Below are 14,099 nucleotides of genomic sequence, written 5' to 3'. Positions count from 1 at the left end.
GTGGGCGCGACCATGGCGCGGCGGTCGCCCGGCTTTTTATAATGCAATTTATCTTCAAGGAGCCTGACGCATGATGAGAAAAACCCTGTTTTTAATGGCATTGCTGCTCCTGGCGCAGGGCTGCGCCACCACCGGGGTGGAGATGGAAACCCGGTTTTACCCCGAACTGCCCAATGAACCGCGGATGCAGTTTCTGACCACCATCTCCAGCGAGAACGATATCGGCAAGAAGACCTCGGGACTACGGGCCTTTGTGGCCGGAGAGGATATCACCCGCCAGCTCAGCCGCCCCTACGCCGTGGCCAGCCGGCCCGGCAAACTTTACGTCAGCGATGTCGGCCACAACCTGGTGGTGATCGTCGACCTGGTTGCCAAGGAGATGCGGGCCCTGGCAACCAGCCGGGAGGCGACCCTGCGCCAACCCCGGGGCCTGACGGTGGTGGACGGCTACCTTTATGTAACCGACAGTCAGCGCAAGCAGGTGCTGGCCTTTGACGCCGAGGACCAATATGTCCGGGTTTACGGCGGCCAGCAGCACCTGGAACTGCCCCTGGATGTGGCGGTCCATGGCGACCGGGTCTACGTGGCCGATTTTCCCAACCACGAAATCAAGGTATTCGACCGGGAAAGCGCCGAATTGATCCAGACCATCGGCGGCCGGGGCCGAGAGGAGGGCAAACTGGACCGCCCCTCCCACCTGCGGGTGGACCAGGAGGGCAACCTCTACGTCACCGACTCCCTCAACTTCCGGATCCAGAAATTTGACTCGGAAGGCAACTACCTCCACCACTTCGGCTACGCCGGTTCCACCCCCGGCGGTTTCGCCCGACCCAAGGGGATGGATGTCAGCCGGGACGGCTATCTCTACGCCGTTGACGCCGCCTTCGAAAATGTCCAGGTCTTTCACGACCAGACCCAGTTTCTGGTCTATTTTTTCGGCGGCTTCGGCCACGCCCCCAGCTATATGTATCTGCCCGCCCCCCTGACCATCGACTACGAAAACGTCAATGCCTTCAAACAGTACGTGGATAAGGATTTCAAGGTCGAATATCTGATCTACGTGGGCAACCAACTGGGCGACTACAAGCTCAACGTCTACGGTTTCGGCAAATGGACCGGCCCCCCCCTGAACTGATGGTCCGGCGGTGGCAACCAAGCCCGGGGCTGGCCCTGCTGCTGGCGGCTTTGATCTGGGGGACGGCGGGGCTGGGGGCGGCGGGATGCAGCCCCGAGACCCGCCACAATACCCTGACCATTTTCTTTACCGGGGTGCCGCCGCTGGTGGCGCCCCATGACCCCGAGCTGACGGCAGCGGATCAACTGCTGGCCGCCGCCCCGCTTTTGCCCCAGCGCCACGAGCTGGGTGGCTTCGTCCATGGCCCCTATGGGGCCCGGGAGTGCGGAGTTTGCCATGAGATGGCGCCCGCCAGCAACCCCGAGGTCAAATCCACCCGTATCGCCGTTGGCCGCTTCGCCCGGCCGCGGGATGAGATGTGTGTGGCCTGCCATAGTGAAAAGGGGGCCGAACGCGCCCGCCGGGAGGAGCTTTGGCTCCATGGGCCGGCCGCCCGCGACTGCCTGGGCTGCCACCACCCCCACGCCAGTGGCCAGCCCGCCCTGTTGCGCCACGATCCCACCCAGGCCTGTCTGCGCTGCCATGGCCCGGGCTTGATCCATAACATGACCCTGCATGAAGGGTTAAGCGACTGCCTGGAGTGCCACAACGCCCACCTGGGCCGGGACGCCATGATGCTCAAGGCGGATTACCAGGAGATTTTCTAAGGTGGCTTCCCCCGTTTACCCTGCCCGAACCGGGGGAAGGACCCGCCATGGACTGGGGATACTGATCTTGATCGCACTGCTTAGCGCCGCCCCTCCGGCCTGGTCCCGGGGCCTGCTGCTGGACTGGCCCTTTTACTCCTACCTGGACCGGCCCCGCTGGGACCTGAATCTGGGCTACCGTTACGATCTGCGGGAGAGCCGCCGGCCCGGAAGCGACAGCCGCAGTTCGTCCCAACTCTTCACCGAAGGCTTCACCCTGGCCACCAAGGGCTGGGCCTACCATCCGGCCCTGATCCGTTTCAACCTCTCCCTCAGCCCAAGCTGGCAGCAGGAGGTGCGGCGGGAAGAGGAGGGCCGAGGGGGCAGCGGCCAGGGAACCCGCCTGGAGTATGACATCGACGGCACCATGCTGGCCCTGAAGCCCTACGCCCTCGATTTCTTTGCCGGCCGCACCATCAGCACCAGAACCAGCTCCCTGGCGATCACCACCCAGGTGGACCAGACCCGCTACGGCGCCTCCCTGGCCCTGCCCTGGTGGCGGGAGAGCTTCCCCGCCACCATCAAATACCGCCATCTCACCATCGAGCGGGAGAGCATGGGCTCGCCGGCCACCACCAACGCCACCGACTCCTGGTTTTTTGACGCCCTGCAACAAAAGGAGCGGGTCACCACCAGCCTGAGCGCCGGCCACAACCAGGGCCGGCAAAGTGGGGGCCGAGTGGGAGGCAGTTCCCAAACCACCACCGGCCGCCTGCAAAACACCCTGTTTTTGACCGAAAACCGGGAACTGCGGCTGAGTTCCCGCTTCCGGGGGCGCTGGGCCGAGTCGATCCTGGGGGTCCGCCGCGATAACCTGAACCTGACCGAGCACCTGACCTGGGACCGCCGGCATGCCGACCACTTCTCGACCCATTACGACGCCAGGTATGAATATCAAAGGACCGATGGCCTGATCGACCATACCTATGAAATGGGCGCCGGGCTCAACCATCGGCTTTACGAAAATCTACAAACCGACCTGCGAGCTCGAGCCGAGAAGGAGAGCACGACGGTCCGTGAGCACGACCGCTATCTCGGCCACCTCAACCTGAACTACGGCCGTCGGATTCCCACCGGTTTCCTGAATCTGGATCTGGGCCAGGAGTATCGGGTCGACCAGCGGGAGGTGATGGCCCGCTTCGAAGAGGCCGGCGAAAGCTTTGCCCTGGACAGTTGCCTCGACCAGGGTGAGCTGCCGCTTTTCGACTGTGAATTTCGCCTGCAACGGCATGAGGCCGAGTTTATCGACCGGGAGAGCTTATTCCTGGAACTTATCCCTCCCACCCTGGGCCCCGTTGCCCCGGTGGACCCCAACGAGATCTTCAGCCAACGGGTGGACCGCGATACCCTGATCATCGAGCTGGACCCCCGTCTCCTGGACCCCAACGAGGAAATTTTCGGCCAGGGCTGGACCCTGCGAATCCGTTACCGGGCCCAACTCAAGCCCGAATATGACGGCGCCACCTGGAGCCAGAACTATGGGGCCCGCCTTAACTTCCGGCAGTACTGGACCGTGCATTACCGCACCAGTCGCAGCAAGGAGCGTTTACTGGCCGGCTCCCGCCCCGCCAACCTCCGGGATGACCGGGCATATGACACCGGCCTGGCCTGGCGACGGGCCTTTGGCCCAACCTCCTTGAGCGGCGCCTTCAACTACCGCGAAGCCAGCAGTGCCACCAGTTCCAACCGGGGCCGACAGTTCCGCGCCGGCCTTGATCGGCGCTTTGGCGAAGGCCGGACCACCACGCGCAACACCCTGGCCTACGGCAGCAGTACCGCCAATTTCCGCCGAACCGAGATCATGGCCGGCGAGGAACCCACGGAACGGGCCGTTATTGACGAGGTGCGAGAATACAACGTGATCTCGGCCTGGGATTTTCAGTTGCCGTTCAGCCGCCTGCTGACCCTGCAAGGGGAGTATGATAACCTGAGGGCCAGTGATGAAGGTCGCCGGGAGGAAAGCTATCGCCTGCTGCTCAACCTGCGCCTGGGGAGTAGACTCAGGGCCAGCCTGAGCGGCCGGCTGACCGAAACCGAGATCAAGGAGAGCAACCGGCAGGATGAACGGCGGGAGGTGCGGGCCCGGCTCAGCCAAAAGGTCGGCGCCCACGGCATCTTCAAACTGGACGGCACCTATCGCCTGCAACTTTCCAACCGGCCCCAGAGAACCAAACATTACGCCCTGGCCACCGGCTATGAATACAACCTGCGGATCATGACGTTTACGGCCGACTATCGTTACAGCGATGAACACCGGACCCTGGACGGCATCCGGACCACCAACAACACCATCATCCTGGGCCTGAAGAGGGCCCTGAACTGAAACCCGTGGGAGAGTAAGGAGAAGGTTATGAATAACCGACCCCAACCATGGCTCCGGCCGGCCCTGCTGGCCCTGCTATTGGGCCTGCTGCTGGCCCTGCTGCTGGCCCTGCTGCTTGCAAGCGGCTGCGCCCGCCCCACCCCCCCTCCGGAGCGGGAGGAGGGCTATCTGCGCTGGCCGCCGGCCCCGGAGGTTCCCAGGGTGGTCTATCGCCAGAGCGTCAGCGGCCCCGAGGATCTGGCCATTGGCGGCGGACTCTGGAGCCGGATCTGGCGGGGGATGCTGGGGAGCAAACCGCTGCCCCTGCAGCTGCCCCACGGAGTTAAAAGCGACGACGCCGGTCGCCTCTACGTGGTGGACCGGCTGGCGCGGGGGGTCCACATCTTCGATGGCGGCAACGGCCGTTACCAGAAGCTGACCTTCGGCCAGACCGGGCTCAAAACCCCCATTGATCTGGCCGTGGATCGGGACAGGCAGCACCTTTTCATCAGCGACGCCGGCGAGGGGGTGGTCAAAATTTTCGCCCTGGCAAACGGGAAAATGGTCGGTGAGCTGGGCCGGGGCCTGCTGGAACGCCCCACCGGCCTGGCCATCCACCCCACCACCGCCCAATTGCTGGTGGTGGACACGGGCCAGGCCACCATCCTGCGGTTCTCCCTGGCCGATCTGACCCTGAGCGGCCGGATCGGGGGCGGCGGCGAAGAGGAGGGGAGCTTCAACTTTCCGGTGGCGGTGGCGGTGGGTCCGGAGGGGCGCATTCACGTGGCCGATTCCCTCAACCACCGGGTACAGGTTTTCAGCCCCGAGGGTCAGTTTCTGCTGAGTTTGGGTTCGGTGGGCGACGGACCGGGCTACTTCGCCCGGCCCAAGGGGGTCGCGGTGGATTCGGAGGGCAATATCCATGTGCTGGATGCCCTCTTTGACAATATCCAGGTCTTTGATCGCCAGGGTCGGCTGCTCATGGCCTACGGCGGTCCGGGTCAGGCCCCGGGCCGCTTCTGGCTGCCCGCCGCCATCTTTATCGATTCGCGGGATCGCATCCACGTGGCCGACACCTACAACCACCGGGTGCAGATCTTCCAGTTTCTCAGAGGAGGAGAGTTGCCATGAAAGCCGCAACCCTGGGGGGAGCCCTGCTCCTGCCGCTTATTCTGGGCGCGTCCGCATGGCCGCTGCTGGCCTCCAGCAGCATTGTGGACACCAAGCATAACCTCTCGGCGACCGGTCCGGGACCGATCAAGTCCGAGGCGGACGAGATCTGTATCTTCTGCCACACCCCCCATCACGCCAGCCCCGAGTTCCCCTACCTCTGGAACCGGCAGCTCAGCACCGAGGAGTACATCCCCTACCAGAGTTCCACCCTTTACGCCGCGGTGGGCCAACCCACCGGATCTTCCAAGCTTTGCCTGAGCTGCCACGACGGGACCATCGCCCTGGGCGCCCTGCTGACCAGGCCGGAGATCACCTTTGAGGGCGAGGTGCGCTTCATGCCGGAAGGGTTTCGCTCCCGGCTGGGGACCGACCTCGGCAACGACCACCCCATCTCCTTCGTTTACGATGCCGAGCTGGCCCGCCGCAACCCCCGGTTGCGCGATCCCGACACTCTGCCCCCGGCAATTCATCTGGATCGCAACCAGGAGCTGCAATGCACCGCCTGCCACAACCCCCACGACAACAGCTTCGGCAAATTTCTGGTGATCTCCAACGAATACTCCGACCTCTGTGTCGCCTGCCACGCCCCGGGGGGCTGGGAGGAATCCAGCCACGCCCTCTCCACCGCGACCTGGAACGAGACCGGCCCCGATCCCTGGCCCACCGCCACTTACGACACCGTGGCCCGGAACGGCTGTGAAAATTGCCACACCTCCCACGACGCCGGCGGCCCGGAACGGCTGCTCAACCACGCCGCCGAGGAGGACAACTGCCTGGTCTGCCACAACGGCAACGTGGCCACCACCGACATCGGGGCCGAACTGCTCAAGGAGTTTCGCCACGGGGTTCAGGATTATTTCGCGATCCACGACCCCACCGAAGACTTCAGCAGCGGTCTGGTGGAAAAACACGTGGAATGCGCCGATTGCCACAACCCCCACCAGGTCAACGCCGGCCGGCCGGAAACGCCCATCGGCCAGCCCCGACCGGTCTCCGGAGCCACCGCCGGGGTATCGGGAATCGCCTTCGACGGACAACCCCTGGTGGCGGCCGAATATGAGTATGAGATCTGCTTAAAATGCCATGGCGATGCCGGCTTCTTCGGCCGGGACCCCCTGGCCCGCCAGATCGACAACCGGCAGAACCTCCGCCGAGCCTTCGCCCCCGACAACCCCTCCTTTCACCCGGTGGTGGAGTTTCGCTCCCGGGCCGGCCGCCCGGCCCCCCCCAGCCTGCTGCCCCCCTACGACCTGGAAAATCGCCTGATCGGCTGCGGCGACTGTCACAACAACAGCAATCCCGCCGGCCCCCGGGGAGCCCACGGCTCCGATTATCCCTACCTGCTGGCCAAAAACTACGAAACCGAAGATCCTTTTCCCGATACGCCGATCTACGGCAGCGACCTGGGGGCCTACGCCCTCTGTTACCAGTGCCATGACCGGAGCAGCCTGCTCTCCGACCAGAGCTTCAAGGAGCATTACCGCCATATCGTGACCCAGCAGACCCCCTGCGCCGTCTGCCACGATCCCCACGGGGTGAGTCTTCGCGACGGGGCCACCGAGGTCAACAACAGCCATTTGCTCAACTTTGCCACGGGCCAATACCTTTGGGATGACTCCCTGGTTCAGCCCGACTCCCAGGGTCGGCTCTATTTTGAAAGCCTGGGCCCCTTCAGCGGCCAGTGTTTCCTCAACTGCCATGGGGTCGCCCATGAACCCAAAAGTTACTAACACCGGGAGCAGCCATGAATAGCCCGCGCGAAGAGATCATCCCCCAATCATTTTTCATCCGCATCGGAGCCTGGCTGGGGCTCTTTTTTATCCTGGCGGCGGCCGCCGGCCAGATTTACCTCTATCTGCAAACCCGGGCCTCCCTGGAGTTCCATTACAGCGCCGTTCTCCTCAATCTGGTCCAGTTACAAGAGGAGCTGCTGTTCAAGTCGCTGCTCAACAGCCTGATCTTCTTTATCGTGCCCTGCCTGCTGGCGGCCCTCTTGCTGGTGATCTATTCCCACCGGGTGGCCGGCCCGATGTTCCGGGTCAAACAGTACCTCAAGGGCCTGGGCGGCCAGCACGGCGCCCAAACCCTGGGCTTTCGGGAAAAGGATGTCCTCCACCCCCTGGCTCGGGCGATCAATGAGGTGCAGCGGCGCCAGCAAGAGGACCTGGGCCGGATCTCTGGCGGCCTGGAGGAGCTGGAGGAGCTGCTGCGCGCGGCGGTGGCGGCCGACGACCAAGGGCCCCCCCCGGAGTCGCTGCTGGCCGAGATGGAACAAAAGTGTCGCGAAAACGACCGGATCATGGAGTCGATCAAGCTATGAGATTTTATCTGCCCCTCACCCTGGTCCTGGTCCTGGCCGCCTCAACCGCCCTGCTGGTGACCTCGGCCCAGGAGGCCCACCGCTTCACCGCCGAGGAGTGCCTGATCTGCCACACCGAGGCCGAGGGGAGCCTGGATAATCTGCGACCGGAGATCACCGAGGCCTGCGCCACCTGCCACCCTTCGGCCGGCAACTACCAGTCCCACCCCACCGATATTATTCCCAAAATGGCGGTGCCGGGCGATATGTTGCTGGTTGAGGGGCTCTTTACCTGCGTCAGCTGCCACGACGTTCACGCCAGGGGCAACCGGTGGGGCAAACCGGCCTACTTCCTGCGACGCAGCGTTGACGGCCGCTCTTTTTGCCTGATCTGCCACGAAGTGGACCAGAAAGGCCACCTCTTCATCGGGGCCACCCACGGCGGCCAGTTTATTGCCGAACCACAGGGGAGCGGCTCCAACATCGACCCCATCACCCTGCGCTGCATCGGGTGCCACGATGAGCGGATTGCTGATCTGCATGTACTCGGCTCCGGCAGCTGGAATCACGCCTCCGGCAACCTCAACCACCCGGTCGGGGTCTCCTACCGACAAGCATACCGGAAACGCCCCCTGGCCTACGTTCCTCCCGAGGCCCTGGGCAAAGAGATCGAACTGTTTGAAGGCAATATCGGTTGCGGAACCTGCCACAGCCGTTACTCACCCAGGAATTTCATGCTGGTAATGAGCAATCAGCGCAGCGCCCTCTGTTTTTCCTGTCACATCAAATAAACCTGGAGAAAACCATGAAGATCAAAACAATGGTCGTGATCACAATCCTGATTCTCATTGTCGCGGCACCGGCCCTGGCGGCCGAACGGGAGATCAGGTCCGGCAAGGTCCTGATGGGTCATCACGCCGGCAAATACACCTTTATCCTGCTGGAGGAAAACGGGGAGCAACACTGGCTGGCCGCCAATTTCATCGATATCGCCCCCGGCGATATCGTTGAGTACGCCGGCGGCATCGAGATGCGCGACTTCCACAGCCCGGCGATGAACCACACCTTCGCCGAAATCCTGCTGGTGACCAATATCCGGATCGCCCAGATGGTGGACCTCCCCGGCGACGGTGAACCTGAGACGCCCCAAGCCGCCACCAGACCAGCCGCCCCGCCGGAACAGGAAGTAAAGCGGCTCTCCATCGCCGAACTGTTCCTCAACCGCCATGACCTGGAGGGCAAGATTGTTAGCCTGCAGGCCAAAGTGGTGAGCTACAGCGGCAATATCATGGGCAAAAACTGGCTGACCCTGGGTGACGGCACCGGGGTCGCGCCGGATAACACCGTCCTGGCGATCAGCCAGGAGAATGCCAGGCTGGGCGAAACCCTGACGGTGGTGGGCAGAGTCCAGATAGATGTCAAGGTGGGGGGGATGCACAGCTACAAGCTGCTGCTCGATGACGCCCAACTTTTTCAGTAGGGAGCAAGCCATGCAGGGTTACAAACGCAGACGGTATCTGGTCGATGGCGGTACCTTTCAATACGGATTCCTGCTGCCTTTCCTGGTCTCCTGGTTGCTGGCCACCGCCGTTGCCACCACGGTTTTCAACTGGCTGGTCCGGCGTGAAATCGAGAACCTGCTCTGGCGGGCCCATGTCACGCTCCACACCACCGACCAGGTCATCGGCAAAATCTTCTTCCATACCGTCATGCTCACCCTGCTGCTGCTCCTCCTCCTGGTGGCCCTCTCCTGCTGGTGGGTGAAACGAAAAAGCAGCGGGGTGGCCACCCGGATGGTCAATGACCTGCGGGCGGTGGCCGCCGGCGATTTTTCCCAAAGAATCCGATTGCGCCGCAAAGACGCGTTCCAGGACGTGGCCGCCGCTCTCAATGATTTTCTCGAAGGGCAGGTGGTCCGCTACCGGGAGGCTCGCGACGGCCTGGGGGAAATCCGGACCGACCTGGGCCGGCTCCGGCTGGCCGCCGCCCGGGGCGCGGTGCCGGCCGGCGACCTGGAGCAGCTCCAGGGCAAAGTCCAGCGGTTGCGGCGGGCGATGGCTCCGGAAAAATGACAAATTTCCCCCGGCGCCAGCCCCCCGGCATAATCACAGCTGAACCTGGTGAAATCCCCAACTTCCCCTTGGCCGGCGGGAGCCTTCCCCGCCCGCCACCGTCGATTACCTTCGTCATTCCAGGCAAAAAGGAACCAGTGGGGGCCGGTGCCAACGCTGGCATGCTTATTGCTTTTAAAAAAGCTAAACCGACAATGGAGATGAGGATCCTGGACCCGGCCCCGCTTGCCCTGCGACGGCAGGCCAAATTTGCTGGTGGGGGTTGCCTGCAATGACTGAAAAGCTTTTCAGAGACCGCCCCGAAGACTCTTCCGCCCATTTTTTCCTGCTCCTGGTCGGCCTGGGCCTGCTGGCCATCGGCCTGATCCTGCTGCTGGCCGGCTATGGCCTGAAAAGGACCATCCATCAACAGGTCTACAACGAGGCCCAAAACGATGCCCTGCTGATCAGCCGGGCCATTCTCCAGTTCGAAGCGGACAACCTGATCCAAGAGTTCGGGCCCCAGCTCCAGCAGGTGGAGATCAACCCGGCGGTGATGGGGGGATTCGACAACCGCATGCGCCGCTTCCTGACCACCTTCGAGATCGACAAGATCAAGATTTTCGATAAAAATCACCGGGTGGTCTACAGCACCGACTCCGCCATCATCGGCCTGCTCGACCGGGACAACCCCCGCCTGAGCCGGGCCCTGGTCGGCCTGGTGGATTCCTCCCTAAAACGGCAAGCGGCCCTGGCCGACCTGGCCCAGGAGGCCCGCTTCGACCTGGACGTGGTGGAAACCTACGTGCCGATCTTCACCGAGCAGGGCCGGGTGATCGGGGCCATCGAGATCTACAAGGACGTTACCCGCTACCGCCAGACCATCTTGGGACTGATCCGGAAGAATATCAGCATCCTGGCCTTGGTCCTGCTGCTGGTCTTCACCCCTTCCCTGCTGGTCGTTCGGGCCCTGACCCGCCGCCTTTCCGGTGTCCAGGCCCAGCTCAAGGAGCAGGCCAGCGTCGACGTGCTCACCGGCGTCCTCAACCGGCGGGAGATTCTGGCCCGGGCCGGCGCCGCCGGCCCTCACCTGCGCCAGGAGCTGGCCGACCAGCACCAATCCAACGGCATCATGATGCTGGACATTGACCATTTCAAGCAGGTCAACGATACCCATGGCCATATGCTGGGGGACCTGGTCCTCCGGGCTGTTGCCCAGCGCCTGGCCACCGGCCTGCGCCAGGAGGATCTGGTCGGACGGTTCGGCGGCGAGGAGTTTCTCCTGGTGCTGCCCGGCAGCTCCCTGGAAACCACCTTCGCCCTGGGGGAGCGGATCAGGAAGATCATAGCCGATGCCCCCTTTACCTGTGAGGGGCATCAGCTGTCGGTCACGGTGAGCGTGGGGGTCAGCGGTTATATCAGGGGAGATGAGCAGGATTTTCTCGCGGCCCTGGAGGACGCGGACCAGGGCCTCTATCTGGCCAAGTATGCCGGCCGCGATCAGGTCTGTTACGGTCCCCGGGCGGAATCGGAGTTGAAATTTTGGGGCTTCGGCATGGACGACACCACGGTCCCGATCCTGGTCAGCGGGCCCACCGCAACGATGTTTGCCTGAAAAACCGCTAACCCTGCAACCGGTTATCCGATTTCCGACCGGCCACCCTGTCTCGGGCCTGTTCCAGCAATGCCGATCCCGACCTCGGCCTGAATCGGCATCGCTGCCAGTTGGATGAAGTATGGATAATCCCAATGGGTTCCATACAGATCACTTCAGCGTCCTCGCCCTCCCCCCGGTCCCATCCCGCCACCGGGACCCATCCCGCCACCGGGACCCATACCGCCACCGGGAGCCATACCGCCGCCGGGAGCCATGACTCCGCCACGGGCGGGGGGCTCGTCGGGCAGGGTCACCCCTTGGGCCTTGGCCCGCTCCCGCATGCGCTCGTGATGTTCGTTGCGAATCCTTTCCCGCTCCTCGGCGGTTTGGGCGGCGCGCATTCTTTCGCGAAATTCATTGCGCTCCTGCTGGGTCATGAGCTGGCTGCCATAGATCGGTTCCTGGTCCACCGCGGACACAAAGCCGACGGACAGCAGCAGGGCGGCGAGCAAAGAGAGGGCGATCAGGACTGGTTTCATCTCGGTATCCTCAAAAAAGTTGCGCGGGAAAACAGGGCCTCAACTTGAGGCTAGCTGGCTGAGGAAGGTAGGCGCAAGTGATTTTTTGCTCCGGCCGGGCCGCCCGGATAAAAAACTTGACTTTTGCCGCCTTTTCCGTGATCTTTGCCCCCCAGAACTATCCAGGTGCCCGCTGGGGCATAAAAGGGAATTCCGTGTAAGTCGGAAACGGGCCCGCCGCTGTAATCGGGGACGAAAGCCGCAGGAATGCCACTGTTCGCCAAAGCGCGAACGGGAAGGCGCGGCAAGTAGGCTGAACCGAGAGTCAGAAAACCTGCCTGGAGCGTGGAAGCAGCCCCCGTGGACCGGGGCTGAGCGGCCGATCTTGCGGATAAAAAAGGGAATCCCGGGTCGATATTAAATTATCGGTCCGGTTTTTTTTTGCCCCGGCGCCGAACAACCAGCAAGGGGTTTGCATAATGAAAAAGCAATTTACAGTTCTGGGCTTGGGCACGCTGCTGCTGGCTCCTCTGCCCGCCATCGCCCAATCTCCCCCCGCCGCCAGTGCCGAACCCCTGGCGGAGGTGGTGGTTACCGCCAGCCGCACCGCCGAAACCGTGGATGAAGCCTTGGCGGCGGTCACGGTCATCACCCGGGAGGAGATCGAAAGGGGCCAGTATCAGAGCCTGGCCGATGCCCTGGCCGCCGTGCCGGGAGTACAGTTCAACCGCCGGGGCGGGCTCGGCAAGACCACGGGGATCAATCTGCGCGGCACCGCCACCACCCACACCCTGGTGTTGATCGACGGTCTGCGGGTCGGTTCGGCCACCATGGGGGAAGCGGCGCTGCAACATATCCCCTTAAGCCAGATCGAACGGATCGAAGTGGTCCGGGGGCCGCGCTCAACCCTCTACGGCTCCGACGCGGTGGGCGGGGTTATCCACATCTTCACCCGCAAGGCCGGCGACGAGCAACAGGGCAGCGTCGCCGTGGGCGGCGGCAGCCACGGAACCCACGAGGTTCGGGCCGCCCTCTCCGGACCGTACGGCGACAGCCATTACAGCGTGGGCTTGTCCCATCTGGGCTCCCGGGGGTTCGACGCCCAGGCCAACGATGTGCCCACCCCCAGCGGCTGGGGCAACACCCCCAACCAACCGGACCGGGACGGCTACCGGGAGGCGGCGGCCAGCCTGCGCCTGGGCCATCGTTTCTCCCCGGGCAACGAGGTGGAGGTTTACGGCCTCTACTCCGCCGGCACCAATGAGTTTGACGGCACCCCCGAAGAAACCGATTTCCGCCAGCAAAATCTGGGGCTGAACCTGCAACTGCGCCCCCTTGCTTTCTGGGATATCACCCTCCGGGGCGGGGAGAGCCGGGACGAAGGTAAAAACTTCTTCAATGGCGTTTTTTTCTCCCATTTCAACACCAAGAAAGAACAGCTGGCCTGGCAGAATGACCTGCTGATCGGCGCCAGCCAACTGCTGACCATGGGGGTGGACTATCTCAAGGACCGGATCAACAGTTCCGACAGCTATGATCGCGACAGCCGCCATACCACCGGCTACTACCTCCAGCATCGGATCGATCTCGGCCCCCACGATCTGCTGACCGGGGTACGCCATGAGGACAACCAGCAGTTCGGCACCCACAACACCTATAATGTCGCCTACGGCCTGCGCCTGCCCCGTAACCTGCGACTGACGGCCAGCTACGGCACCGCCTTCCGGGCCCCAACCTTCAACGACCTCTACTCGCCCTGGGGCGGCAACCCAGCCCTGGAGCCGGAAAAATCCAAAAGCTATGAACTGGCCCTGCGCCAACAGTATGGCTCGGGCTACTGGCGGCTGGGGGTTTTCCGCACCGAAATCGATAACATGATCGCCTGGGCCGACACCGGCGGCGGGATCTGGCTGCCCTCCAACATCAACCAGGCCCGCATCGACGGCCTGGAGTTGGAAAGCGGCCACCGTTTGAGCCGGGTATGGCAACTGGCCGCCACCCTGACCCTGCTGGACCCCCAGGATCGGGAGAGCGGCAATCAGTTGATCCGCCGCTCCAAAAGGATGGCCACCATCGACCTGGATGGCGATTTCGGACGCTGGCGGGCCGGCACGGCCCTCCGGACCTACAGCTCCCGCTATGAGGATACCGCCAACACCGTCAAGCTCTCCGGTTACACCATCGTCAACCTGCGAGCCGAATACGATCTCCTTGATAACCTGCTGCTCCAGGGTAAAATAGATAACCTGTTCGACAAGGAGTACCAGGAGGTGGCGACCTACAACACTCCCGGCCGGGTCGCCTTTGCCACCCTGACCTACAGCTTTTAAGGAGAAGG

At 63.2% G+C, this 14,099-nt stretch carries 12 protein-coding genes and 1 riboswitch; of the genes, 11 read left to right on the top strand and 1 reads right to left on the bottom strand.

What is annotated here, in order from left to right; all coding sequences use genetic code 11:
- The first annotated feature begins 70 nt into the window (after positions 1 to 70).
- From ACHHRT_RS03155 to ACHHRT_RS03110, 10 genes are all read left to right on the top strand, one after another.
- A complete protein-coding gene (locus ACHHRT_RS03155) occupies positions 71 to 1,135 on the top strand; it encodes an NHL repeat-containing protein (protein WP_395497612.1) in 1,065 nt (354 codons plus the stop codon).
- Complete coding sequence (locus ACHHRT_RS03150; RefSeq protein ID WP_395497610.1) at positions 1,111 to 1,782, top strand: cytochrome c3 family protein; 672 nt, start codon at positions 1,111 to 1,113, stop codon at positions 1,780 to 1,782. The genes ACHHRT_RS03155 and ACHHRT_RS03150 overlap by 25 nt, the downstream gene beginning before the upstream one ends.
- 67 nt (positions 1,783 to 1,849) lie before the next feature.
- The gene (locus ACHHRT_RS03145; protein ID WP_395497609.1) at positions 1,850 to 4,144 is read left to right on the top strand and encodes a hypothetical protein; all 2,295 of its coding nucleotides are present in this window, start codon (positions 1,850 to 1,852) and stop codon (positions 4,142 to 4,144) included.
- A gap of 27 nt (positions 4,145 to 4,171) precedes the next feature.
- Positions 4,172 to 5,254 carry a 6-bladed beta-propeller gene (locus ACHHRT_RS03140; protein WP_395497608.1) on the top strand — a complete coding sequence of 361 codons (1,083 nt, stop codon included), beginning with the start codon at positions 4,172 to 4,174 and terminating at the stop codon, positions 5,252 to 5,254.
- Positions 5,251 to 7,026 carry a cytochrome c3 family protein gene (locus ACHHRT_RS03135; RefSeq protein WP_395497606.1) on the top strand — a complete coding sequence of 592 codons (1,776 nt, stop codon included), beginning with the start codon at positions 5,251 to 5,253 and terminating at the stop codon, positions 7,024 to 7,026. Before ACHHRT_RS03140 ends, ACHHRT_RS03135 begins: the two co-directional genes overlap by 4 nt.
- A gap of 14 nt (positions 7,027 to 7,040) precedes the next feature.
- Complete coding sequence (locus ACHHRT_RS03130; RefSeq protein ID WP_395497604.1) at positions 7,041 to 7,616, top strand: hypothetical protein; 576 nt, start codon at positions 7,041 to 7,043, stop codon at positions 7,614 to 7,616.
- Positions 7,613 to 8,386 (top strand): cytochrome c3 family protein, encoded by a 774-nt coding sequence (locus tag ACHHRT_RS03125; protein ID WP_395497602.1) that lies wholly within the window; start codon positions 7,613 to 7,615, stop codon positions 8,384 to 8,386. Before ACHHRT_RS03130 ends, ACHHRT_RS03125 begins: the two co-directional genes overlap by 4 nt.
- 14 nt (positions 8,387 to 8,400) lie before the next feature.
- Entirely contained in the window at positions 8,401 to 9,075 is a 675-nt protein-coding gene (locus ACHHRT_RS03120; RefSeq protein ID WP_395497600.1) for a hypothetical protein, read from the top strand.
- Between the two features lie 10 nt (positions 9,076 to 9,085).
- On the top strand, positions 9,086 to 9,667 hold the full coding sequence (locus tag ACHHRT_RS03115) for a methyl-accepting chemotaxis protein (RefSeq protein WP_395497599.1): 582 nt from the start codon (positions 9,086 to 9,088) through the stop codon (positions 9,665 to 9,667).
- A gap of 271 nt (positions 9,668 to 9,938) precedes the next feature.
- A complete protein-coding gene (locus ACHHRT_RS03110) occupies positions 9,939 to 11,261 on the top strand; it encodes a GGDEF domain-containing protein (RefSeq protein WP_395497597.1) in 1,323 nt (440 codons plus the stop codon).
- Positions 11,262 to 11,416: 155 nt separating this feature from the next.
- On the opposite strand, the gene ACHHRT_RS03105 is transcribed toward ACHHRT_RS03110, so the two are convergent.
- A complete protein-coding gene (locus ACHHRT_RS03105; RefSeq protein ID WP_395497595.1) occupies positions 11,417 to 11,782 on the bottom strand; it encodes a hypothetical protein in 366 nt (121 codons plus the stop codon).
- A 146-nt stretch (positions 11,783 to 11,928) separates the two neighbouring features.
- Positions 11,929 to 12,117: riboswitch (cobalamin riboswitch) on the top strand.
- 123 nt (positions 12,118 to 12,240) lie between these two features.
- Here ACHHRT_RS03105 and ACHHRT_RS03100 point away from each other — a divergent pair.
- Positions 12,241 to 14,091: a TonB-dependent receptor domain-containing protein gene (locus ACHHRT_RS03100; RefSeq protein WP_395497593.1), complete on the top strand. Its 1,851-nt coding sequence runs from the start codon at positions 12,241 to 12,243 to the stop codon at positions 14,089 to 14,091.
- Positions 14,092 to 14,099: the final 8 nt, after the last annotated feature.

Origin of the sequence: Desulfurivibrio modestus, from assembly GCF_044068625.1 — a bacterium.
Classification (GTDB): Bacteria; Desulfobacterota; Desulfobulbia; order Desulfobulbales; family Desulfurivibrionaceae; genus Desulfurivibrio.
The sequence above is the reverse complement of the archived record's forward strand: the minus strand, read 5'-3'. Positions and strand labels throughout refer to the sequence as shown.